This window comes from Pseudomonas sp. IT-P100 (assembly GCF_949767185.1).
Classification (GTDB): domain Bacteria; phylum Pseudomonadota; class Gammaproteobacteria; order Pseudomonadales; family Pseudomonadaceae; genus Aquipseudomonas; species Aquipseudomonas fluorescens_B.
In genome coordinates this window covers 94,180-117,565 of record NZ_CATKQK010000011.1, presented here as the reverse complement: position 1 = coordinate 117,565, position 23,386 = coordinate 94,180, and the positions used below count along the sequence as shown (strand labels likewise).

The window sequence follows — 23,386 nt, the reverse complement described above, 5'->3', positions numbered from 1 at the left end:
CAATTAGCCCTCTTTTGCTGGAATGGGTGCCGACTGGCCGCTGTCTTTCAGGGCCTTGGTCACTTCCGGCGGCATGTATTTCTCGTCGTGCTTGGCCAGCACTTCGTCAGCCACCACCACGCCGTCGGCGTTGAGCTTGCCCAGGGCGACGATGCCCTGCCCTTCGCGGAACAGGTCCGGGAGGATGCCGCGGTAGCTGATGGTTACGGACTTGTTGAAGTCAGTCACGATGAACTTCACGTCCAGCGAATCGCCGGAACGTTGCAGCGAACCTTTTTCGACCATCCCGCCGGCACGAATGCGCGTGTCTTGCGGCGCTTCGCCATTGGCGATTTGCGTCGGTGTGTAAAACAGGTTGATGTTCTGCTGCAGGGCGCTCAGGGCCAGGCCGACAGCAGCGCCGACACCGACCAGGATCGCGAGAATGATGATAAGACGCTTTTTGCGCAGCGGATTCACTTGCCGTTCTCCCGGCGCAGTCGACGCGCCTCTTGTTGCAGATACCGCTTGCGGGCCAGAACCGGCGCCGCCACGTTGAGGGCCAGCACCACCAGGCAGATGCCATAGGCTGACCAGACATACAGGCCATGATGGCCCATGGCGAGAAAGTCGCCGAATGAAGCAAAACTCATCGAGCGGCCTCCAGACTGTTCTGTACTTCTGCCTTGACCCAACTGGCGCGGGCTTCGCGCTTGAGCACTTCAAGGCGCATGCGCAGCAGCAGTACCGCGCCGAAGAAACAGTAGAAACCCAGCGCCGTCAGCAGCAGTGGCAGCCACATCTCGGCCGGCATAGCCGGTTTTTCGGTGAGGGTGAAGGTCGCGCCCTGGTGCAGGGTGTTCCACCACTCCACCGAGTACTTGATGATCGGGATGTTGATCACGCCGACAATCGCCAGCACCGCGCAGGCCTTGGCTGCGCTGTCACGATTGCTGATGGCGTTGCCCAGCGCAATGAGACCGAAGTACAGGAACAGCAGAATAAGCATGGACGTAAGTCGCGCATCCCAGACCCACCACGAGCCCCAGGTCGGCTTGCCCCAGATCGCGCCGGTGACCAACGCCACGGCGGTCATCCACGCGCCGATGGGGGCCGCGCATTGCAGGGCGACGTCGGCCAGTTTCATCTTCCACACCAGCCCGACGATCCCGCAGACCGCCAGCATCACGTAGATGGACTGCGCCAGCATGGCGGCCGGAACGTGGATATAGATGATGCGAAAGCTGTTGCCTTGCTGGTAGTCAGGCGGCGCGAAGGCCAGCCCCCAAACGACGCCGACGCCGATCAGCAGCAACGCCGCGACGCTCAGCCATGGCAACAGTTTGCCGCTGATGCCGTAAAACCATTTGGGTGAGCCGAGCTTATGAAACCAGGTCCAGTTCATTACTGTTTCCATCACGGGTGCTACTCGCCATCACGAGTAGCGAAGGGTCTGCCTTTCTTACAAGAAAGCGATCAAAAAATGATCAGACCTCATTATTATTCGCCGACGCTGATCTTCAGGCCAGCAGCTATTGCAAAAGGTGTAAGGGTTATCGCCAAGGCGGTCAGGCTACCAAGCCACAGGAGATAACCGGTCGCCGGCATTCCCTGCAAGGCCGCCTGCAAGGCGCCACTGCCAAGAATCAACACCGGGATGTACAACGGCAGAATCAGCAGCGCCAGCAACAGGCCGCCACGCTTCAACCCCACCGTCAGGGCGGCGCCCACCGCACCGAGCAGGCTGAGCACCGGTGTACCGAGCAACAGGGAAAGCAGCAACACCGGCAGACAGGCGGTTGGCAAACCGAGCATCAACGCCAGCAGTGGAGCGAGCAAAACCAGTGCCAGACCAGAGAATGCCCAGTGTGCCAGTACCTTGGCCAAAACCAGAAGAGGCAGGGGGTGCGGCGAAAGGACCCACTGTTCAAGGGAACCGTCTTCGAAATCACTGCGGAAAAGCCCGTCCAGCGAGAGCAAAACCGATAAAAGGGCCGCGACCCAGACCAGTCCCGGAGACAAGGTTTGCAACAATTGAGACTCGGGACCGACCGCCAACGGGAACAGAGCAACCACGATGGCGAAGAATACGAGCGGATTGGCCAACTCCGCCGGACGGCGGAACAACAAGCGAGCCTCACGGGCGACCAACAGGCCGAAAACACTCATACGGCCCAGTTCCCCAGATCAATGTCGCGATAGCCGACCGGCATCCGGGTCAGCGTGTGGTGAGTGGTCAGCACGACCATACCGCCACGCTCACAGTGCGCGGCCAGGTGCTCTTCGAGTTGCGCAACGCCTTGCTTGTCGAGCGCGGTGAACGGCTCGTCGAGGATCCACAGCAGCGGACTGTCCAGGTACAGACGCGCCAACGCCACACGGCGTTGCTGGCCGGCGGACAGGGTGTGACAGGGAACATCTTCGAAACCGCGCAGTCCGACTGCGGCAAGCGCGGCCCAGATGGCTTCATGGGAGGCCGGTCGATGCAGGGCGCAGAGCCAGCTGAGGTTTTCTTCCGGGGTCAGCAAATCCTTGATGCCGGCGGCGTGACCGATCCACAGCAGGTTGCGCGCCAGTTCACTGCGTTGTTCGTTCAACGGTTGGCCGTTGAGCAGTACTTGACCGGTGGTCGGTTGCATCAGGCCAGACAGCAGACGTAAAAGGCTGGTTTTGCCACTGCCGTTGGGGCCGCTGATTTGCAACATTTCGCCACTGGCCAGTCTCAATTCGAGATTTTCGAAGAGCAGCCGAAGGTCTCGCTCACAGGCGAGGGCAACGGTTTGCAGGACAGGACTGGTCAAGAGATCACGGGCCTTTTGCGGTTCAAGTCGGCGGCGGAGCGGCCGCTAAAGAGATGCAGCATAGATGCATTGGCGGCCTGTTCTAGAGAGCTGCGTCAAACAATTGCAATGTTTTCGCCACTCTCCGAAAGACGGGCGGCATTATACATGCCATGCCCTACTCTAAAGAGGGCAATTTCCTCAGGTTGTGACCGCGTATGACAGGCGAAATGAACATCCTCCCGCTACCACCGACCACGCCCGCGACGTCACGTCCGCAGGTGGTGAGTGGCGATTTGCTGAAGCTGCTGACGCCGATGGAGGGCCTGATCACCGCCGGGCAATCCGCCAAGGCCGAAGTGCTGTCGCTCAAGCAGGCGGATCAGACCTTTCAACTGTTGCTCAAGGTCACCCTCGAAAGCGGCCGTCAGACCACGGTTCAGGCCACCAGCAGTCAGCCGCTGCCTCAGGGCACGAACCTGGCGATCACCCAGCCATCGGCGAGCAACCTTGCCATCACCGTGCAACAGGCCATCGCCTCCAGCGTTGCCACCCTCACCCGCCTCGACACGGCACAACTGCCGGTGGGCACCTTGCTGCAAGGCAAAGTGCTGACTTCCCAGGTAATGCCGCAAGTGCCGGGGCAGCCGACGGTGTTTCGTTCGCTGGTGAGCCTGCTCAACACGTCACTGAGCGGCAATACCCTGAGCATCGACAGCCCGACGCCGTTGCGCATCGGCACGTTGTTGAGCGCGCTGGTGCAAGACACCCAGACCCTGAAATTCGTCCCGCTGAGCAATCGGCAGGAACAATTGGCAGTCACCCAGCAACTGGTCAGCCAGCAAAGCCGCCAGGGCTCGCTGGACGGATTACTCAAACTCTTGCAAAACCTGCCCGCCACGAATCAGACCTCCAGCGATCTGCGAGCCGCCGTGGACAAGCTGCTCGCCGGTCTGCCGGACGTTCAGCAACTGAGCACGCCCAAAGGCCTGGCCCTGGCACTGGCCAGTAGCGGCCTGTTTCTCGAGGCGAAACTGCTCACCGGGCAAAATCCGACACTGGCGCCAGACATGAAAGGCGACCTGCTCAAGCTGATCGCGCAACTGAGCCAGGGGCTGCCGGCCAATACCAACCTCAACGCGATCATTGCTGCCAATACCCTGGCCCAGACGATGCCGAGCTTCGTGCGCAGCGCCCTCGGCATGCTCGGTCAGGTCAGCGCCAAACCGCAGCCGACCGGTTTCCCCTTGCCCGAGCGTTTCCTGCAAAGCCTGGAAGGCGAAGATGATCTGGAGCACTTGCTGCGGTTGGCCGCCGCGGCAGTCTCACGCCTGCAAAGCCATCAACTGTCTAGCCTGGAGCAGACCGGCGTGACGAACGACGGTCGGCTGATGAGCACCTGGCAGCTGGAAATTCCGATGCGCAATATGCAGGACATCGTCCCGCTGCAGCTCAAGTTCCAGCGCGAGGAAGCCCCCGAAAAAGATCAACCCAATGAGCGCCGTGACGAACGCGAGCCCAAGCAGCAGTTGTGGCGCGTGGACCTGGCCTTCGACATGGAGCCGCTGGGCCCTCTGCAGATTCAGGCACAGCTGATTGGCGGCAGCCTGTCCAGCCAGCTGTGGGCCGAGCGGCCCTACACCGCCAGCCTGATCGAGAGCAATCTGGCCAGCCTGCGCGAACGCTTGCTGGCGGCCGGCCTGAACGTCGGCGATCTCGATTGCCACCACGGCACACCACCCCAAGGGCCGCAAACCCGTCTCGAACAACGCTGGGTCGACGAAACCGCATGAGAAATTCCGATACGCCACGCCAGGCCATCGCCCTCAAATACGACGGCACCCACGCACCGACCCTCACGGCCAAGGGCGACGAAGAGCTGGCGGAAGAAATCCTGAGGATTGCACGCGATTATGAAGTGCCGATTTACGAGAACGCCGAGCTGGTGAAATTGCTGGCCAGGATGGAGCTGGGGGACAGTATTCCGGAGGAGTTGTATCGGACGATTGCCGAGATCATTGCGTTTGCATGGAATCTGAAGGGCAAGTTCCCGCAGGGGCATGATCCGAGTGCGTTGATGGTCGAGAAAGACATCACCGAGCGCGGGGATGATTATTGATGTGTGTTGAATGCAAAAGATCGCGGCCTCGTTGCACTCGACGAGGCTGCGATCTTTTGATCTGTCAGTTCTTGTGCAACTTGCTCATCAACTCCGCCTCAGCCTGGGTCAACCCGCAGGACTGAGTCAGTTCATCGACGCTCGCGCCCATTCCGACCAGGCGTGCTGCCTGGGCGAACGACAGGCTCGACGGGTCGCGCTGCTCAAGCTGGGCCAGCTTGTCCGGCAACGGCCCGACGACGGCGCGCAGCTCGTGCAGGTCTTCACCCATGCGCACATTGCCGCTCTGATAGTCGTCAACGCGCTTGGCCAGGTCCTTGATGCGCTGATCACGCAGCGCATCGCCCTGGGCCTGTTGCGCAGCGATCTGCCGCTGGCCCCGAATATACGCCAGAAACATCGCCAGCGTGCCTGCCCAGAAAAGGAACAGGACAATGACCGCTACCTCGAGAATCAATCAGATACTCTCCAGTTCCGACCATTCTTCTTCGCTCATCATCTTGTCCAGCTCGACCAGGATCAGCAATTCGTTGTTCTTGTTGCACACGCCTTGAATGAACTTGGCGGACTCTTCGTTACCCACGTTCGGCGCGGTTTCGATTTCCGACTGACGCAGGTAAACCACTTCGGCCACGCTGTCGACCATGATGCCGACCACTTGCTTGTCGGCTTCGATGATGACGATCCGGGTGTTGTCGCTGATCTCGGCATTCATCAGGCCGAAGCGCTGACGGGTGTCGATCACGGTGACCACGTTACCGCGCAGGTTGATGATGCCCAGCACATAGCTCGGGGCACCCGGGACCGGGGCGATTTCGGTGTAACGCAGGACTTCCTGAACGCGCATCACGTTGATGCCGTAGGTTTCATTGTCCAGCTTGAAGGTTACCCATTGCAGGATCGGATCTTCGGAACCTTTTGCAGACGACGCCTTATCATTCATACCCTGACCCCTCGAAAAACCGCGCTAGCGGTGTGTGTTCGGTGCGATGGCAAGTCACTTGCCCCGCGTGTTGTTATGTCGGTTTGTGGTTCGGCTTGCTGCCGCTCATGTGCTTTGCCCCACCGCTGGCGATCAGCTCGGCCAGTTCGGATACGTCAAGCAACGCACACATGTGTTCAATCACCGTGCCCGCCAGCCATGGCCGTTGACCACGGTGACTGCGCCACTTGATTTCGTTCGGGTCCAGGCGCAACGAGCGGCTGACCTGATGCACCGCCAGCCCCCACTCGTAGCCCTGAACCGAAATAACGTATTGCAGGCCCTGACGGAAGTCATCGCGATAGCGGTCGGGCATGACCCAACGGGCGGTATCGAGCACTTTCAGGTTGCCCGCCTGGCTCGGCAGGATCCCGAGGAACCATTCAGGCTGGCCGAACAGCGGCGTCAGCTCCTGACCAGCCAGGGAGTAAATCGAGCCCAGGCACACCAGCGGCACCGCCAGGGTCAACCCGGCGACATCGAACAACAGACATTCGAACGGCTCGGCGGCCCAGGCAGGACGACCGTCGGTTTCCACCGGTGGCGGCGTGTTGCTCGGTGGCAGATGGACTTCGACGATCGGTGGCACCAGGGCTTGCAGCAGCGGCGCGATGGTCGAGACGGGGGCCAGAACCGGCGCCGGCGCCTCGATCAGTGCCACCGGGGCTTTCACCACAGGTGCTGCGACCGGAGCGGCAACGGCTGTCGGTTTCTCAGCCGGTTTTTGCGCATCACGAGCCTGCTCTTCAAGCACCGCAGCCTGGAACTCGTCCAGCGCCGCTTCAACCTCGACCACCTCGGGAATCGCTTCGATTTCCGGCGACAACTCCTCGGTCGCGTCCATCAGCAAGCTGTCCAGATAGGACTGGAGCGCAAGTTGCGGACGGGACGTGATTTTTACCGGGCGATTCATCTCACGCCACCTGCGCAACGGATTGCTGCGTCAGCATGTGCTTGAGCAGTGCGCGATAGGCCAAAACGCCGCGGCTCTTGCCGTCGAATTGCGAAGGCGTCACACCGGCGCGGCTGGCGTCACGCAAACGCGTGTCCACCGGAATGTAGCCTTGCCAGATTTCTTCGGGATATTTGTCGCGCAATACCCGCAAGGTCCCGAGCGAGGCTTGCGTGCGCCGATCAAACAGGGTCGGAACGATGCTGAATGCCAGCGGCTGTTTACGTGAGCGGTTGATCATCGCCAGGGTGTTGACCATGCGCTCCAGGCCTTTGACGGCCAGGTGCTCGGTCTGCACCGGAATCACCAATTGCTGACTGGCCGCCAAGGCATTGACCATCAGCACGCCGAGCAACGGCGGACTGTCGATCACGGCGTAATCGAAGTCCTGCCACAGTTGCGCCAGGCTCTTGGCAATCACCAGGCCCAAACCACTCTGGCCCGGCGACTGACGCTCAAGCGTCGCCAGCGCAGTGCTCGACGGCAACAGGGAAATACTCGCGTGACTGGTGGGCAACAGCAACTGACCGGGCAAGCCTTGCGGCACGCTGCCCTTGTGCAGGAACAGGTCGTAGCTGCTGTGCTCCAGGCTGTCGGGGTCGTAACCGAAGTAGCTGGTCATCGAGCCGTGGGGGTCGAGATCGACCACGACCACGCGCTTGCCCGCCTCGGCCAGCAACCCGGCTAAAGCGATAGAGGAAGTGGTTTTACCAACACCACCCTTTTGATTGGCAACGGCCCAGACTCTCATTCGGATTGTTCCTCCCGGTCGACTCGACCGGGAAATAGCTCAACGTATTAATGCGGGTGACGGAGAATTGACGGCGTTCTCTCGTCCCGGCGACTTGACCGGTGCAGGTGCAGTTTGTGTGCCAGCGCGCTTCAACGCGGCATCCGGTTGCGCATGGGCGGTTCCGGTGCCGGTGAGGCTGCGGCGTACATCGAGATTTCGTGACACGACCAGCACCACGCGACGGTTGCGCGCCCTGCCTTCCGCCGTGGCGTTGTTGGCCACCGGCTGGAATTCGCCATAACCCACCGACGCCAGCCGACCCGGATTCACACCCTGCATCGCCAGCATGCGCACGATGCTCGCCGAACGCGCCGAGGAAAGTTCCCAGTTGGTCGGGTACTGCGCGGTGCGGATCGGTTGATCGTCGGTGAACCCTTCGACGTGAATCGGGTTGTCGAACGGTTTCAGGATCGCGGCGACTTTATCGATGATGTTGAACGCCATGTCGCTGGGCATGGCGTCGCCGCTGCCGAACAACAGGCTGGAATTGAGTTCGATCTCGACCCACAGCTCGTTACCGCGCACGGTCATCTGATTGGAGCTGATCAAGTCGCCGAACGCGGCGCTGATGTCATCGGCAATGCTTTTCAGCGGATCACTGGCCCCGGCAATGCCGGCGTCGACTTGCTCGCTGTCCTTGACCAACGGCTTGGCCGGGGTCACGGTTTTCGGTCTCTCTTCACCGATGGGGATCGGCTTGAGCGCGCGATCCGAATCGGTGAACACGCCGATCAACGCTTCCGAAATGATCTTGTACTTGCCTTCGTTGATCGAAGAGATCGAGTACATCACCACGAAAAAGGCGAACAGCAACGTAATGAAGTCGGCGTAGGAAACCAGCCAGCGCTCATGGTTTACATGTTCTTCAGGTTGCCGGCGACGAGCCATAGTCCATTACCCCCATCAATCCATGAAGCCTTGAAGCTTCAACTCGATAGAGCGAGGGTTTTCACCTTCGGCGATCGACAGAATGCCTTCCAGCAACATTTCGCGATAACGCGATTGGCGCAATGCAACGGATTTGAGTTTGGCGGCAATCGGCAGCAGCACCAGGTTGGCACTGGCCACGCCGTAGATCGTGGCGACGAACGCCACGGCAATGCCGCTGCCCAGCTGCGACGGATCGGCCAGGTTGCCCATCACGTGAATCAGGCCCATCACCGCACCGATGATGCCGATGGTCGGCGCGTAGCCGCCCATGCTTTCGAAGACTTTGGCGGCTTCGATGTCACGGCTTTCCTGGGTGTAGAAATCCACTTCCAGAATGCTGCGAATCGCTTCCGGCTCGGCGCCGTCCACCAGCAGTTGCAGGCCTTTGCGCGAGTAAGCGTCGGGTTCGGCGTCGGCCACCCCTTCCAGACCGAGCAGACCTTCCTTGCGGGCGGTCAGGCTCCAGTTCACCACGCGATCGACGCCGCCGGCGAGGTCCACGCGCGGTGGGAACAGGATCCAGCCGAGAATCTGCATGGCGCGCTTGAAGGCGCTCATCGGCGATTGCAGCAGCGCCGCGCCGACGGTCCCGCCGAGCACGATCAACGCCGCCGGGCCGTTGGCCAGCGCGCCGAGGTGACCGCCTTCAAGGTAGTTGCCACCGATGATGGCGACGAACGCCATGATGATCCCGATAAGGCTGAGTACATCCATCAGATACACGCCTCGACCAGGTGCTTGCCTATGTCATCGAGGCCGTACACCGCATCGGCGAGTTCGGCTTTGACGATGGCCATCGGCATGCCGTAGATCACGCAGCTGGCTTCATCCTGAGCCCAGATCGAGCTGCCGCCCTGCTTGAGCAGACGCGCACCTTCACGACCGTCGGCGCCCATGCCGGTCAGTACGACCGCCAGAACTTTGTCACCGTAGGACTTGGCGGCAGACCCAAAGGTGATGTCCACGCACGGCTTGTAGTTCAGACGTTCGTCGCCCGGCAGGATTTTCACCGCGCCACGGCCATCGATCATCATTTGCTTGCCACCCGGTGCCAGCAGCGCCAGGCCCGGACGCAGGATGTCGCCATCCTCGGCTTCCTTGACACTGATGCGGCAGAGCTTGTCCAGGCGTTCGGCGAAGGCCTTGGTGAACGCCGCCGGCATGTGCTGGATCAACACGATCGGGGCCGGGAAGTTGGCCGGCAATTGCGTCAATACACGCTGCAGGGCAACCGGGCCGCCGGTGGACGTGCCGATGGCAACCAGCTTGTAGGCTTTGCGTTTCGGCGCGGGCGACGACGGTGCGTGCGCAGGTGCACGGGCCGGGATCGGTGCCGGGCGTGCCGGCGCGTTGCTGCCATAACTGCCGACGCTGGAGGGCGCTGGGGTCGGGGCTGGCGCGGCGACCGGGGCTGGTGCCGGCGCGCTGTAAGCGCTGACACGACGGTTACTGCGCGAAATGCTGAGAATCTTCTCGCACAGCAGTTGCTTGACCTTCTCGGGATTGCGCGAGATGTCTTCGAAATTCTTCGGCAGGAAATCCACCGCGCCGGCGTCCAGCGCATCCAGGGTCACCCGGGCGCCTTCATGCGTCAGCGAGGAGAACATCAATACCGGTGTCGGGCAGCGCTGCATGATGTGCCGCACTGCCGTGATGCCATCCATCATCGGCATCTCGTAGTCCATGGTGATCACGTCCGGCTTGAGGGCCAGCGCCTGATCGATCGCCTCTTTTCCGTTGGTTGCCGTGCCGACAACCTGGATATTCGAATCCGCTGAAAGAATTTCCGAGACGCGGCGGCGGAAAAACCCCGAATCGTCCACCACCAGGACCTTGACTACCATAAACACTCCGTTAGGCGGGGGCGAGGCTCAGTCGCCCCGCTCCCCCAGAATCAAATACGCCGTGCGGCGTAACGCTTGAGCATGCTCGGAACATCGAGAATCAGCGCAATGCGGCCGTCACCGGTGATGGTGGCGCCGGACATGCCCGGAGTTCCCTGGAGCATTTTGCCCAATGGCTTGATGACCACTTCTTCCTGGCCGACCAGTTGATCGACGACGAAGCCGATCCGCTGGGTGCCCACCGAAAGGATCACCACATGGCCTTCGCGCTGCTCTTCGTGAGCGGCGGAGCTGACCAGCCAGCGCTTGAGGTAGAACAGTGGCAACGCCTTGTCCCGCACGATCACCACTTCCTGGCCGTCCACCACGTTGGTGCGCGACAGGTCGAGGTGGAAGATCTCGTTGACGTTCACCAGCGGGAACGCAAACGCCTGGTTGCCGAGCATGACCATCAGCGTTGGCATGATCGCCAGGGTCAACGGCACCTTGATGACGATCTTCGAGCCTTTGCCCTTGGTCGAGTAGATGTTGATGGTGCCGTTGAGCTGGGCGATCTTGGTTTTCACCACGTCCATGCCCACGCCACGGCCCGACACGTCGGAGATCTCGGTTTTGGTCGAGAAACCCGGTGCGAAGATCAGGTTGAAGCAATCGGACTCGCTGAGGCGGTCTGCCGCATCCTTGTCCATCAAGCCTTTCTTCACCGCGATGCCGCGCAACACGTCGGCGTCCATGCCCTTGCCGTCATCGGAGATGGACAGCAGGATGTGGTCGCCTTCCTGTTCAGCGGACAGGATCACTTTGCCGCTACGCGGCTTGCCCATCGCTTCGCGGTCAGCCGGCTCTTCGATACCGTGGTCGACCGAGTTGCGCACCAAGTGGACCAGCGGGTCGGCCAGTGCCTCGACAAGGTTCTTGTCGAGGTCGGTTTCTTCGCCGACCAGCTCCAGGTTGATCTCTTTCTTGAGCTGGCGAGCCAGGTCGCGAACCAGACGCGGGAAGCGCCCGAAGACTTTCTTGATCGGTTGCATCCGGGTCTTCATGACCGCGGTTTGCAAGTCCGCCGTGACCACGTCGAGGTTCGACACGGCTTTGGACATGGCTTCATCGGCGCTGTTGGCACCCAGGCGAACCAGGCGGTTACGCACCAGTACCAACTCGCCCACCATGTTCATGATTTCGTCGAGGCGCGCGGTGTCGACCCGTACGGTGGTCTCGGCTTCGCTGGCCGGTTTTTCCGCCGGCGGCGCGGACGGCGCACGGGCTGGGGCCGGTGCAGCAGCGGCAGCAGGCTTCGACGCTTCGGCTTTTGGCTCGGGCGCCTTGGCGACAGGTGCCGGGGCTTTGGCGACAGGCGCGGCTACCGAAGAAGCGGCAGAACCGGTACCGACTTCGGTGAACTTGCCTTTACCGTGCAATTCGTCGAGCAGCGATTCGAACTCGTGGTCCGAGATCAGATCGCTGCCAGCCGCTTTAGCGGTAGGCACCGCGGCGGCCGGGGCCGAAGCAATGGCCGACTCCAGCGCGTCGACGGCAAAGCTGCCCTTGCCGTGCAGTTGATCGAGCAGTGCTTCGAACTCGTCGTCGGTGATGTCGGAACTGTCGCCTGCCGCTTTCGGGGCAGCCGGTGCGGCGGGGGCTGCAGGTGCCGCCACCGCGTCGACGGCGAACTGGCCTTTGCCGTGCAATTGATCGAGCAACGACTCGAATTCTGCATCGGTGATTTCGTCGCTGGCTGCTGCATCCGCGGCAGGCTGCGCAGCCGCCACCGGCGCCTCGGCCTGAGCCTTGACGGCGTTCAGCGAGTCCAGCAGTTGTTCGAATTCGTTATCGGTGATGTCGCCTGATTCGGCTTCGGCAGCCGGTTCTTCCACCACTTGAGCCACAGGTGCGGCTTCATCGGCGGTTTGCGGCTCGGCCAGACGGGCCAGGGCCGCGAGCAATTCAGGCGTGGCAGCCGTGATCGGGCTGCGTTCGCGGACTTCGCTGAACATGCTGTTCACCGCGTCCAGCGCTTCGAGAACCACGTCCATCAATTCCGAGTCGACGCGACGTTCACCCTTGCGCAGGATGTCGAACACGTTCTCGGCGATGTGACAGCACTCCACCAGCTCGTTGAGCTGGAGGAAGCCGGCGCCCCCTTTTACAGTGTGAAAACCGCGAAAAATTGCATTGAGCAAGTCCGCATCATCCGGTCGGCTTTCAAGCTCGACCAGCTGTTCGGACAGTTGCTCTAGAATCTCGCCGGCCTCAACCAGGAAATCCTGAAGGATCTCTTCATCGGCGCCGAAGCTCATTAAGGGGGTGCTCCTAACAGGTCTAAAAACCTAAAAAACCTAAAATTCTAAATTTCTAAAATCCCAGGCTGGATAGCAAATCGTCCACATCGTCCTGACCGGACACAACGTCTTCTCTTTTATCGGCATGAATCTGCGGACCTTCACCCTGAGAGAGATGTTTTTGCGGATCTTTTTCAGCAAGCATCGCTTCACGGTCATGTTCGATGCCCGCAAAGCGGTCCACCTGACTGGCCATAAGCACGAGCTTGAGCAGGTTGCTTTCAACTTCGGTGACCAATTGGGTCACACGCTTGATCACTTGACCTGTGAGGTCCTGGTAATCCTGAGCGAGCAGAATGTCGTTGAGGTTGCTCGACACTGCGCGATTGTCCGCGCTGCTGCGTGTGAGAAAACCGTCGACACGCCGAGCCAGTTCGCGGAACTCCTCGGCCCCGACTTCGCGACGCATGAACCGCCCCCAATCCGTGCTCAGCGCCTGAGCTTCATCGCTCAGGCTGTTGACCAGCGGTGTGGAGTTTTCGACCAGATCCATGGTGCGGTTGGCTGCAGCCTCGGTCAGTTTCACCACGTAGCCCAAGCGCTCAGTGGCATCCGTGATCTGCGACACTTCCTCGGCTTGCGGCATGTGCGGGTCAATCTGGAAATTGACGATCGCGCTGTGCAGCTCGCGGGTGAGCTTGCCCACTTCCTGATACAGGCCGCGGTCACGGGTCTGATTGAGCTCATGGATCAGTTGCACAGCGTCGCCGAACCTGCCTTTTTCAAGGCTTTCGACCAATTCGACCGCGTGTTTTTTCAGGGTCGATTCAAAATCGCCCTGTGAAGATTCGTTGTGGTCCATAGCTCCCCCGTGGCGCAGTTTCTCAACCGATGCGTTCGAAAATCTTCTCGATTTTTTCTTTTAACGCCTGGGCCGTGAAGGGTTTGACCACATAGCCGTTAACACCGGCCTGGGCCGCTTCGATGATCTGCTCGCGCTTGGCTTCAGCGGTCACCATCAGCACCGGCAGGTGCTTGAGCTTTTCATCGGCGCGTACGTGGCGCAGCAGATCGATGCCGGTCATGCCAGGCATGTTCCAGTCCGTTACCAGAAAGTCGATGCTCCCGCTGTTGAGAACCGGAATGGCAGTAGTGCCATCGTCGGCCTCCACCGTGTTGGTGAACCCAAGGTCACGCAACAGGTTTTTTATGATCCGCCGCATCGTTGAGAAGTCATCAACGATGAGGATTTTCATGTTCTTGTCCAATTCGACCTCCAAGCAGTCTTAAACGCGCCCAGCACCTGGACGCGCCATTTCAATCAATCCGGCAAAGCACTCAATGACTGTCTGGAGCACAACAGATCGAGACCGGCGCAGTTCAACACCACACCAGCCACGTTCGCAGTGTCCCCACACTGCCTTCAGCGCGCTCGCCACTCCCCCAAACGCCCCCGCAAACGGGCCGCGCACTGGCTGTGTAACTGGCTGACCCGAGATTCGCTGACCCCCAGGACCTCACCGATTTCCTTGAGATTCAACTCTTCGTCGTAGTACAGCGCCAACACCAGTCGCTCACGCTCCGGCAAATTGGCAATCGCGTCCGCCAGCGCCGCCTGGAAGCGTTCATCTTCCAGATCGCGTGACGGCTCGAGATGAGCACTCGCGCCATCCTCGTGCAGCCCTTCGTGTTCGCCGTCCTGCAACAGATCGTCGAAACTGAATAACCGGCTGCCCAGGGTGTCGTTCAAAATCCCGTAGTAATCGTCGAGACTCAATTGGAGTTCGGCCGCAACTTCGTGATCTTTAGCGTCACGGCCGGTTTTAGCTTCAATCGAGCGAATTGCGTCGCTGACCATGCGGGTATTGCGGTGGACCGAGCGTGGCGCCCAGTCCCCCTTGCGGACTTCATCGAGCATCGCGCCGCGGATTCGAATGCCCGCGTACGTCTCGAAACTCGCGCCTTTGCTGGCGTCGTATTTGGTCGACACTTCAAGCAGGCCGATCATGCCGGCCTGGATCAGGTCTTCGACCTGGACACTGGCCGGCAATCGCGCCAGCAAGTGATAGGCAATGCGTTTGACCAGTGGCGCGTAACGCTCGATCAGCTCGTACTGCGCGTCACGTGCCGATTTCTTGTAAAGGTTGTAACCGCTGGCTGTCATAGCACGGGTCCTGCCGTTTGTTGCACGAGGCGCTCGACGAAAAACTCCAGGTGTCCGCGCGGGTTGGCAGGCAGCGGCCAGGTATCGACCTTTTGTGCGATGGCCTTGAAGGCCAGGGAGCACTTGGAACGCGGGAAAGCTTCATAAACCGCGCGCTGCTTCTGAACGGCCTTGCGCACGCTTTCGTCGTACGGCACCGCACCGACGTATTGTAAGGCGACGTCAAGGAAGCGATCCGTGACCTTGGTCAACTTGGCGAACAGGTTGCGACCTTCCTGCGGGCTCTGGGCCATGTTGGCCAGGACGCGGAAGCGGTTCATGCCGTAGTCGCGGTTCAGCAGCTTGATCAGCGCGTAGGCGTCGGTGATCGAGGTCGGCTCGTCGCAGACCACCAGCAAGACTTCCTGCGCGGCGCGAACGAAACTGACTACCGAGTCACCAATACCTGCAGCGGTGTCGATCACCAGGACGTCGAGGTTGTCGCCGATATCGCTGAACGCCTGGATCAGGCCGGCATGTTGCGCCGGGCTCAGATGCACCATGCTCTGCGTGCCGGACGCCGCCGGGACGATGCGGATACCGCCGGGCCCCTGCAACAACACGTCGCGCAGCTCACAGCGGCCTTCGATTACGTCGGCCAGGGTACGTTTGGGTGTCAGCCCCAGCAGGACGTCAACGTTCGCCAGCCCCAGATCGGCGTCCAGCAGCATGACGCGCCGGCCGAGCTCAGCTAGAGCCAGGGACAAGTTCACTGACACGTTAGTCTTCCCGACGCCACCTTTGCCGCCGGTCACCGCGATCACCTGTACGGGATGCATGCTGCCCATGTTATTTCTTTACCTTGTCTTGCATAGACGGAGGCCACATTACTGGCTGCGCGTTCACAAACGGAACAATGCATGGCAGACCATCGATGTAGGTACAAAAACTGTTCATTAATACCTCAGCCAACCTGCTTGGTCGGACTGTGGTAAATATCAGCGAACATGTCAGCCATGGCTTCTTCGCTGGGTTCTTCCTGCATTTGCACGCTGACGGCGCGGCTCACCAGCTGATGACGACGCGGCAGATGCAAATCATCCGGAATCCGCGGTCCATCGGTCAGGTAAGCCACCGGCAACTCATGACTGATTGCCAGGCTCAACACCTCACCCAGGCTTGCTGTTTCATCCAGTTTAGTCAGGATGCAGCCAGCCAGCCCGCAGCGCTTGTAACTGTGATAAGCGGCGGTTAGAACCTGTTTCTGGCTGGTGGTTGCCAGAACCAGATAATTTTTTGATTTGATGCCACGACCGGCCAGGCTTTCGAGCTGCATGCGCAGTGCCGGATCGCTGGCCTGAAGACCCGCGGTATCGATCAGCACTACACGTTTGCGCAGCAACGGGTCCAGCGCCTGCACCAGGGACTGGCCCGGGTCGATGTGGGTGACCGACACGTTGAGGATCCGACCCAAAGTCTTCAGTTGTTCCTGAGCGCCGATACGGTAGCTGTCCATGCTCACCAGCGCGATGTTCTGCGCGCCGTACTTGAGCACGTAACGGGCCGCGAGCTTGGCCAGCGTGGTGGTCTTGCCCATGCCGGCAGGGCCAACCATGGCAATCACGCCGCCCTCTTCCAGTGGCTCGACTTCCGGCGTGGCAATCATCCGTGCCAGGTGCGCCAGCAACATGCGCCAGGCCTGACGAGGTTCGTCAATGCCGGTGATCAGTTCCAGCAGATCGCGGGACAACGGACCGGACAAACCGATGCGCTGCAGGCGACGCCACAGGTTGGCCTGGGCCGGACGGCTGCCTTGCAGCTGATTCCAGGCCAGGGAGCCGAGTTGTACTTCCATCAGTTCGCGCAGGCTGTTGAGTTCGAAACGCATCGAATCGAAAGCCCGCGGATCGACACCGCTGGAGGCTGGCGCAGGGGCCGGGGCTGCACGGCGGGGTTCAGTGTAGGTCGGTTCGATCAGCGGTTCGGCGGCGGTGAGTGGCAGGCCGGCGAACAACTGGCGATTGGTGGACTTGTCGCTCTCGCCCTCGCTACGCAGGCTCAGTTCGGCCTGGGCGGTCACGATCCGCGACTGGGTCTTGCGCAGCTCGTCCTCGAGTTCCATGTTCGGAACACGCGGAGCCAGCGCCGACAGTTTGTAATCAAGGGCAGCCGTCAGCTCGACACCACCGGCGATCCGGCGGTTGCCAATGATGGCGGCATCAGCGCCCAGCTCATCACGAACCAGTTTCATGGCCTGACGCATATCGGCGGCGAAAAAACGCTTAACTTGCATAAACCACTACCTCAGCCGTTGGGCCCTACTGTCGCAACGATGGTCACTTGCTTGTTGTCAGGGATTTCCTGGTAAGCCAACACATGCAAACCCGGGACTGCCAACCGGCCAAATCGCGACAGCATCGCGCGAACCGGACCGGCCACCAGCAGAATCACCGGCTGACCTTGCATTTCCTGACGCTGCGCCGCTTCGATCAACGAGCGTTGCAGTTTTTCAGCCATGCTTGGCTCCAGCAGAACGCCCTCTTCCGAGCCTTGTCCTGCCTTCTGAAGACTATTGAGCAATATTTGTTCCAACCTTGGCTCAAGAGTGATAACTGGCAGCTCCGACTCAGTCCCCACAATGCTTTGGACGATTGCACGGGATACGCCGACGCGTACGGCAGCCACCAGCGCGGCAGTATCTTGACTCTTGGCCGCATTGTTCGCGATCGCCTCGGCGATGCTGCGAATGTCCCGTACGGGCACCTGTTCGGCCAGCAACGCCTGGAGCACCTTGAGCAGCTGCGACAACGACACCACGCCCGGCACCAGCTCCTCGGCCAGTTTAGGCGAGCTTTTGGCCAGCAATTGCATGAGTTGTTGCACTTCTTCGTGGCCGATCAGCTCACTGGAGTGCTTGTACAAAATCTGGTTCAAGTGGGTTGCCACTACCGTACTGGCATCTACCACGGTGTAACCGAGGGATTGTGCCTGCGCACGCTGACTGACTTCGATCCAGACCGCCTCCAGCCCGAAAGCCGGATCTTTGGCGGTGATGCCGTTGAGCGAACCGTAGACCTGGCCCGGGTTGATCGCCAGTTCCCGATCCGGATAGATCTCCGCTTCGGCCAGGATCACCCCCATCAGGGTCAGTCGATAGGCACTTGGCGCGAGGTCGAGGTTGTCACGGATATGCACAGTCGGCATCAGGAAACCCAGGTCCTGTGACAGCTTCTTGCGCACGCCCTTGATACGCGCCAGCAACTGCCCCCCCTGATTGCGGTCCACCAGCGGGATCAGGCGATAGCCGACTTCCAGGCCAATCATGTCGATCGGCGTCACATCGTCCCAGCCAAGCTCTTTGGTTTCCTGAGCGCGGGCCGGCGATGGCAGCAGCTCCTGCTGACGCTTGACCTCTTGCAAGGCCTGAACCTTGACGGTGTTCTGCTTCTTCCAGAACAGGTACGCACCACCGGCCGCCAGGGCCGCCATGCTCAGAAAAGAGAAGTGCGGCATGCCGGGCACCAGACCCATGACCGCCATCAAACCCGCCGCCACGGCCAGCGCCTTGGGTGAGGCGAACATCTGGCGATTGATCTGCTTGCCCATGTCTTCCGAACCGGAAGCACGGGTCACCATGATCGCGGCGGCTGTCGATAACAACAGTGATGGCAATTGCGCCACCAAACCGTCACCGATGGTCAACAGCGCGTAAACCTTGCCAGCATCACCGAAGGTCATGCCGTGCTGGAAAATACCGACGGCCATACCGCCGATCAGGTTGATGAACAGAATCAGCAAACCGGCAATGGCATCACCGCGCACGAACTTGCTGGCACCGTCCATGGAACCGTAGAACTCGGCTTCCTGGGCCACTTCCATCCGACGCAGTTTGGCCTGGTTTTGATCGATCAGACCGGCGTTCAAATCGGCGTCGATCGCCATTTGTTTGCCGGGCATCGCATCGAGGGTGAAACGCGCGCTCACCTCGGAAATCCGCCCGGCACCCTTGGTCACCACGACGAAGTTGATGATCATCAAAATCGCGAAGACCACGATACCAACCACGTAGTTACCGCCGATCACCACCTCACCGAACGCCTGGATCACCTTGCCCGCGGCGGCATGACCGTCCTGACCGTGGAGCATCACCACCCGCGTGGAGGCCACGTTCAGCGCCAGCCGCAACAGCGTTGCCACCAGCAGAATGGTCGGGAACACCGCGAAATCCAGCGGCCGCAGGGCGTAGACGCAGACCAGCAACACGACAATCGACAGCGCAATGTTGAACGTGAAGAACACGTCCAGCAGGAACGGCGGCACGGGCAGCATCATCATGGCCAGCATGACCAGCAGCAACAACGGCACGCCCAGATTGCCCCGACTCAGGTCGGCAACGTTTGTGCGGGCATTGTTGATAAACTGAGAGCGATCCACCGGTTTTCCCCGTTCCTTTAAAGCAAACTTTTGACGCCCGAAGCAGGCGCAGAGCGGCTACTGCAAGAAGCCTTCCAACTTTTGCCGAGGGTTGGAACAGAGGGGTTTATTGACCGGAATGGGTGATGCCTGGACCGGCCTCATCGCGGGCAAGCCCGGCTCCCACAGAGACCGGGGTTGAACACAGAACCTGTGGGAGCGTGGCTTGCCCGCGATGGGGCCATCACTGTCAGTGCAGGTAATCAGGAATCGCGCCGCAGATCCGGCGGAATCGGCAAATCATCCTTGAGCGGTTCAGGACGCTTGCCCTTGCCAGCGCGGTGCTGGCGGATCTGATAGACGTAGGCCAATACCTGGGCGACCGCCAGATACAACCCACCTGGAATTTCCTGCTCCAGCTCCGTGGAGTAGTAGATCGAACGCGCCAGGGCCGGCGATTCCAGCAGCAACACCTCATTGGCCACGGCGATCTCGCGGATTTTCAACGCCAGGAAGTCACTACCCTTGGCCAGCAGTACCGGTGCAGCACCTTTTTCCGCATCGTACTTGAGGGCCACGGCGTAGTGCGTCGGGTTGGTAATGACCACGTCGGCCTCGGGAATCGCGGCCATCATCCGCCGCTGGGACATCTCGCGCTGCAACTGGCGAATCCGCTGCTTGACCTCCGGCTTCCCCTCCTGATCCTTGTGCTCATCGCGCACTTCCTGCTTGGTCATCAGCAGTTTCTTGTGGCTCTGGTAAAGCTGCACCGGAACATCCACCGCCGCGATCAGAATCAGCCCACACGCCATCCACAACGTGCTCCAACCCACCAGCTGAACGCTATGAATGATTGCCTGTTCCAGCGGCTCATGGGCAATACGCAGCAAGTCATCGATGTCCGAGCGCAGGACGGACAAAGCCACAAACAGGATCAGCAGAAATTTAGCCAGCGCCTTGAGCAGCTCGATCACGGCCGTACTGGAGAACATCCGCTTGAGCCCCGCCGCCGGGTTCATCCGGCTGAATTTGGGTGCAAGGCTCTTGCCGGCAAACAGCCAGCCACCCAGGGAAATCGGCCCCAGAAAAGCCGCCAGCAGCAGCAACAGCAATATCGGCTGGACCGCCAGAAGGGCAATCTTTCCTGAATGCAGCAGGTACTCCCCCATCTGCCCGGGATCCAGCAACACCTCCCGCGGCAGGGAAAAGTTCAGGCGCATGATTTCCAGCAGATCCAGAGCCAAACCGCCGCCATAGATCAACAGCCCCCCGGCACCAGCCATCATGGTTGCCAGGGTATTGAGCTCTTTGGAGCGGGCGATCTCGCCCTTGTCCCGGGAGTCCTTTTTGCGCTTCTCCGTGGGGTCTTCTGTTTTGTCCTGACCGCTCTCGCTCTCGGCCATGGCTAGCGCGCCTGCGCCATGTCACGTAACAGCTGCAGGGCCTCGGTGGCCAAGGGCTGATACTGATTGAGAATGTCGCCGAGACCGACCCAGAAAATCACCAGACCCAGCACCAGGGTCAGGGGAAAACCGATGGAGAAAATGTTCAACTGCGGCGCCGCCCGAGTCATCACGCCGAAGGCAATGTTAACCACCAACAACGCCGTGATCGCCGGCATGACCAGCAGCATCGCTGCCCCCAGCACCCAACCCAGCTTGTTGGCCAGCTCCCAGAAGTGATTGATCAGCATGGCGCTGCCGACGGGCATCGTGGTGAAACTCTCCGTCAGCACTTCGAACACCACCAGATGCCCATTCATGCCGAGAAACAGCAGGGTCACGAGCATCGTCAGGAACTGCCCGATGACTGCCGCCGACACACCGTTGGTGGGGTCGACCATCGAGGCGAACCCCATACCCATCTGAATCGAAATGATCTGCCCGGCGACGACAAACGCCTGAAAAAACAGCTGGAGCGAGAGCCCCATCAATGCGCCGATTATGATCTGTTCGGCGATCAGCAGCAGTGCGCTCAGATCCAGCGCATGAACCTGCGGCATCGGTGGCAGGCCCGGCACGACAACCACTGTGATTGCCAGCGCGAAATACAATCGCACACGGGTCGGCACCAGGGTCGTGCCAAAAATCGGCATGGTCATCAGGACGGCGCCGATGCGAAACAACGGCAATATGAACGAAGCGACCCAGGTACTGATCTGGGTGTCGGTCAGCTGCAGCAGTGACATGGCTTAGCCGATGACCCGAGGAATATTGCCGTACAACTGCAGAATGTATTCCATGAAGGTCTGCACCAGCCACGGGCCGGCGACGATCAGCGTGACCAGCATCACCAGCAGGCGCGGCAGGAAGCTCAGGGTCTGTTCGTTGATCTGAGTGGCAGCCTGGAACATGGCCACCAACAGACCCACCAGCAAACTCGGAATCACCAGCACGGCAACCATCATGGTGGTCAGCCAGAGCGCTTCACGAAAGATGTCTACCGCAACTTCCGGCGTCATGGCGAGACACCACCGAAGCTGCTGGCCAACGTCCCAATGATCAACGCCCATCCATCCACCAGCACGAACAGCATGATCTTGAACGGCAGGGAAATGATCAGTGGCGAAAGCATCATCATACCCATGGCCATCAACACACTGGCGACGACCAGGTCGATGATCAGGAACGGAATGAAGATCATGAACCCGATCTGGAACGCGGTTTTCAATTCGGAAGTGACGAAGGCCGGCACCAGGATGGTCAGTGGCGCCTGATCCGGCGTAGCGATGTCGGTGCGCTTGGACAGACGCATGAACAGCTCAAGATCGCTACTGCGCGTCTGGGCCAGCATGAAGTCCTTGATCGGCACCTGGGCCTTGGCCACGGCATCTTGCGCGGTGAGTTTTTCCGCCAGATAGGGCTGCAAGGCATCCTGGTTAACCCGGTCGAACACCGGCGCCATGATGAACAGCGTCAGGAACAACGCCATGCCGGTGAGAATCTGGTTCGACGGCGTCTGCTGCAGACCCAGAGCCTGACGCAGGATCGAGAAGACGATGATGATCCGGGTGAAACTGGTCATCAGCATGACGAACGCCGGAATGAAACTCAGCGCGGTCATGATCAGCAGGATCTGCAGGCTGACCGAGTATTCCTGGGCGCCCTGGGCATTGGTGCCCAGGGTGATCGCCGGGATCGACAACGGATCGGCGGCGAAGGCCAGCGGCGCGGCCAGCATCAGGGCCAGCGTCAAGATGATGCGTAGCGCACCCATTACTTCTTATCCTTCTGATCCTTGCCCAACAGCTCCATCAGGCGCTGGGCAAACTCCGGGGTCGCTTTCTCGGTAACCGGCACCTGCACCGGCTCCTTGAGCACATGCAAGGCAGTGATGGTGCCGGGGCTCAAGCCGAGCAGAATCTGCTCGTTGCCAACCTGCACCAGCATCAAACGGTCACGCGGGCCCAGGGCGCGGGAGCCGATCAGTTCGATCACTTGCCCCTTGCCGGCCGGCCCGGCCTGCTGGACCCGGCGCAACAGCCAGGCGAGGAAGAAGATCAACCCCAGCACCAGCAGCAAACCAAGCACCAGCTGCGTCAATTGTCCCGCCACACCACTGCTGACAGCAGGTGCCGCGGCAACAGTCGCCACGGGCTCGGCCGCCAGGACACTGAACGGCAAGGCCAGCACTACCCCCAGAACCTTTTTCACTCAGCGCAGCTTCTTGATTCGTTCGCTTGGGCTGATCACGTCGGTCAGGCGGATGCCGAACTTCTCGTTGACCACCACCACTTCACCGTGAGCGATGAGCGTGCCGTTGACCAGCACATCCAGCGGCTCGCCGGCCAGGCGATCAAGCTCGATCACCGAACCCTGGTTGAGCTGCAGCAGGTTGCGGATGTTGATGTCGGTGCTGCCCACTTCCATGGAAATCGACACCGGGATGTCGAGGATCACATCCAGGTTCGGACCATCCAGCGTGACCGGATCGTTGTTTTTCGGCACGCTGCCGAACTCTTCCATCGGCAGACGGTTGGACGGCGAACTGGCGGCGTCGGCGGCCAGCAAGGCATCGATATCGTCCTGCCCGGCGTCGCCGGTTTCTTCCAGGGCCGCAGCCCATTCATCGGCCAGCGCCTGGTCGTCCTGGGTATTCATGTCGTTAGCCATCATGTGTCCTCGGCGGGCACCCCTTGAACGGGCTGCCGTCAGTTAATAGCGAATGGGAGC

27 protein-coding genes are annotated in these 23,386 nt (G+C 60.4%); 2 read left to right on the top strand and 25 right to left on the bottom strand.

Annotation, left to right across the window (positions count from 1 at the left end; all coding sequences use genetic code 11):
- Positions 1–3 precede the first annotated feature (3 nt).
- The 5 genes from ccmE to ccmA all read right to left on the bottom strand — a co-directional run bounded on the left by ccmE (position 4) and on the right by ccmA (position 2,780).
- Positions 4–459, bottom strand: a complete 456-nt coding sequence (gene ccmE, locus ACM6IQ_RS08700) for a cytochrome c maturation protein CcmE (RefSeq protein ID WP_017337209.1) — start codon at positions 457–459, stop codon at positions 4–6.
- A complete protein-coding gene (ccmD, locus tag ACM6IQ_RS08695; RefSeq protein ID WP_017337208.1) occupies positions 456–632 on the bottom strand; it encodes a heme exporter protein CcmD in 177 nt (58 codons plus the stop codon). Before ccmD ends, ccmE begins: the two co-directional genes overlap by 4 nt.
- Positions 629–1,384, bottom strand: coding sequence for a heme ABC transporter permease (locus ACM6IQ_RS08690; RefSeq protein ID WP_017337207.1), 756 nt, complete (start codon positions 1,382–1,384; stop codon positions 629–631). The genes ccmD and ACM6IQ_RS08690 overlap by 4 nt, the downstream gene beginning before the upstream one ends.
- A gap of 95 nt (positions 1,385–1,479) precedes the next feature.
- Entirely contained in the window at positions 1,480–2,148 is a 669-nt protein-coding gene (gene ccmB / locus ACM6IQ_RS08685; RefSeq protein WP_017337206.1) for a heme exporter protein CcmB, read from the bottom strand.
- Positions 2,145–2,780: a cytochrome c biogenesis heme-transporting ATPase CcmA gene (gene ccmA / locus ACM6IQ_RS08680; RefSeq protein ID WP_017337205.1), complete on the bottom strand. Its 636-nt coding sequence runs from the start codon at positions 2,778–2,780 to the stop codon at positions 2,145–2,147. Before ccmA ends, ccmB begins: the two co-directional genes overlap by 4 nt.
- A 197-nt stretch (positions 2,781–2,977) precedes the next feature.
- On the opposite strand from ccmA, the gene ACM6IQ_RS08675 reads away from it, so the two are divergent.
- Together ACM6IQ_RS08675 and ACM6IQ_RS08670 are read left to right on the top strand one after the other, a co-directional pair.
- Positions 2,978–4,552: a flagellar hook-length control protein FliK gene (locus ACM6IQ_RS08675; RefSeq protein WP_017337204.1), complete on the top strand. Its 1,575-nt coding sequence runs from the start codon at positions 2,978–2,980 to the stop codon at positions 4,550–4,552.
- Complete coding sequence (locus ACM6IQ_RS08670) at positions 4,549–4,878, top strand: EscU/YscU/HrcU family type III secretion system export apparatus switch protein (protein WP_017337203.1); 330 nt, start codon at positions 4,549–4,551, stop codon at positions 4,876–4,878. Before ACM6IQ_RS08675 ends, ACM6IQ_RS08670 begins: the two co-directional genes overlap by 4 nt.
- Before the next feature lie 64 nt (positions 4,879–4,942).
- On the opposite strand, the gene ACM6IQ_RS08665 is transcribed toward ACM6IQ_RS08670, so the two are convergent.
- The 20 genes from ACM6IQ_RS08665 to fliN all read right to left on the bottom strand — a co-directional run bounded on the left by ACM6IQ_RS08665 (position 4,943) and on the right by fliN (position 23,326).
- Positions 4,943–5,335, bottom strand: coding sequence for a DUF2802 domain-containing protein (locus ACM6IQ_RS08665; RefSeq protein ID WP_017337202.1), 393 nt, complete (start codon positions 5,333–5,335; stop codon positions 4,943–4,945).
- Positions 5,336–5,821: a chemotaxis protein CheW gene (locus tag ACM6IQ_RS08660; RefSeq protein ID WP_008024622.1), complete on the bottom strand. Its 486-nt coding sequence runs from the start codon at positions 5,819–5,821 to the stop codon at positions 5,336–5,338.
- Positions 5,822–5,894: 73 nt separating this feature from the next.
- A complete protein-coding gene (locus ACM6IQ_RS08655; RefSeq protein ID WP_017337201.1) occupies positions 5,895–6,773 on the bottom strand; it encodes a CheW domain-containing protein in 879 nt (292 codons plus the stop codon).
- Between the two features lies 1 nt (position 6,774).
- Entirely contained in the window at positions 6,775–7,563 is a 789-nt protein-coding gene (locus ACM6IQ_RS08650) for a ParA family protein (protein ID WP_017337200.1), read from the bottom strand.
- 39 nt (positions 7,564–7,602) lie between these two features.
- Positions 7,603–8,493: a flagellar motor protein MotD gene (gene motD, locus ACM6IQ_RS08645; RefSeq protein ID WP_017337199.1), complete on the bottom strand. Its 891-nt coding sequence runs from the start codon at positions 8,491–8,493 to the stop codon at positions 7,603–7,605.
- Positions 8,494–8,508: 15 nt separating this feature from the next.
- On the bottom strand, positions 8,509–9,249 hold the full coding sequence (locus ACM6IQ_RS08640) for a flagellar motor protein (protein WP_017337198.1): 741 nt from the start codon (positions 9,247–9,249) through the stop codon (positions 8,509–8,511).
- A complete protein-coding gene (locus ACM6IQ_RS08635) occupies positions 9,249–10,379 on the bottom strand; it encodes a protein-glutamate methylesterase/protein-glutamine glutaminase (RefSeq protein WP_017337197.1) in 1,131 nt (376 codons plus the stop codon). The genes ACM6IQ_RS08640 and ACM6IQ_RS08635 overlap by 1 nt, the downstream gene beginning before the upstream one ends.
- A gap of 50 nt (positions 10,380–10,429) precedes the next feature.
- Positions 10,430–12,676 carry a chemotaxis protein CheA gene (locus ACM6IQ_RS08630; protein ID WP_017337196.1) on the bottom strand — a complete coding sequence of 749 codons (2,247 nt, stop codon included), beginning with the start codon at positions 12,674–12,676 and terminating at the stop codon, positions 10,430–10,432.
- A gap of 55 nt (positions 12,677–12,731) precedes the next feature.
- Positions 12,732–13,520 (bottom strand): protein phosphatase CheZ, encoded by a 789-nt coding sequence (locus tag ACM6IQ_RS08625; protein WP_017337195.1) that lies wholly within the window; start codon positions 13,518–13,520, stop codon positions 12,732–12,734.
- A 22-nt stretch (positions 13,521–13,542) separates the two neighbouring features.
- Entirely contained in the window at positions 13,543–13,914 is a 372-nt protein-coding gene (locus tag ACM6IQ_RS08620) for a chemotaxis response regulator CheY (RefSeq protein WP_003183998.1), read from the bottom strand.
- A gap of 167 nt (positions 13,915–14,081) precedes the next feature.
- Positions 14,082–14,822: an RNA polymerase sigma factor FliA gene (gene fliA / locus ACM6IQ_RS08615; protein WP_007894214.1), complete on the bottom strand. Its 741-nt coding sequence runs from the start codon at positions 14,820–14,822 to the stop codon at positions 14,082–14,084.
- Positions 14,819–15,649 carry a flagellar synthesis regulator FleN gene (gene fleN, locus ACM6IQ_RS08610; protein ID WP_008001746.1) on the bottom strand — a complete coding sequence of 277 codons (831 nt, stop codon included), beginning with the start codon at positions 15,647–15,649 and terminating at the stop codon, positions 14,819–14,821. Before fleN ends, fliA begins: the two co-directional genes overlap by 4 nt.
- 116 nt (positions 15,650–15,765) lie before the next feature.
- Positions 15,766–17,094 (bottom strand): flagellar biosynthesis protein FlhF, encoded by a 1,329-nt coding sequence (flhF, locus tag ACM6IQ_RS08605; protein ID WP_414878524.1) that lies wholly within the window; start codon positions 17,092–17,094, stop codon positions 15,766–15,768.
- An 11-nt stretch (positions 17,095–17,105) separates the two neighbouring features.
- On the bottom strand, positions 17,106–19,235 hold the full coding sequence (flhA, locus tag ACM6IQ_RS08600; protein ID WP_017337193.1) for a flagellar biosynthesis protein FlhA: 2,130 nt from the start codon (positions 19,233–19,235) through the stop codon (positions 17,106–17,108).
- A gap of 242 nt (positions 19,236–19,477) precedes the next feature.
- The gene (flhB, locus tag ACM6IQ_RS08595; protein ID WP_017337192.1) at positions 19,478–20,617 is read right to left on the bottom strand and encodes a flagellar biosynthesis protein FlhB; all 1,140 of its coding nucleotides are present in this window, start codon (positions 20,615–20,617) and stop codon (positions 19,478–19,480) included.
- A gap of 2 nt (positions 20,618–20,619) precedes the next feature.
- Entirely contained in the window at positions 20,620–21,402 is a 783-nt protein-coding gene (gene fliR / locus ACM6IQ_RS08590; protein ID WP_017337191.1) for a flagellar biosynthetic protein FliR, read from the bottom strand.
- Between the two features lie 3 nt (positions 21,403–21,405).
- Positions 21,406–21,675, bottom strand: coding sequence for a flagellar biosynthesis protein FliQ (gene fliQ, locus ACM6IQ_RS08585; protein ID WP_008024593.1), 270 nt, complete (start codon positions 21,673–21,675; stop codon positions 21,406–21,408).
- Complete coding sequence (fliP, locus tag ACM6IQ_RS08580; RefSeq protein ID WP_008039813.1) at positions 21,672–22,430, bottom strand: flagellar type III secretion system pore protein FliP; 759 nt, start codon at positions 22,428–22,430, stop codon at positions 21,672–21,674. Before fliP ends, fliQ begins: the two co-directional genes overlap by 4 nt.
- Positions 22,430–22,867: a flagellar biosynthetic protein FliO gene (fliO, locus tag ACM6IQ_RS08575; RefSeq protein WP_017337190.1), complete on the bottom strand. Its 438-nt coding sequence runs from the start codon at positions 22,865–22,867 to the stop codon at positions 22,430–22,432. Before fliO ends, fliP begins: the two co-directional genes overlap by 1 nt.
- A complete protein-coding gene (gene fliN / locus ACM6IQ_RS08570; RefSeq protein ID WP_008151080.1) occupies positions 22,868–23,326 on the bottom strand; it encodes a flagellar motor switch protein FliN in 459 nt (152 codons plus the stop codon).
- Positions 23,327–23,386 lie beyond the last annotated feature (60 nt).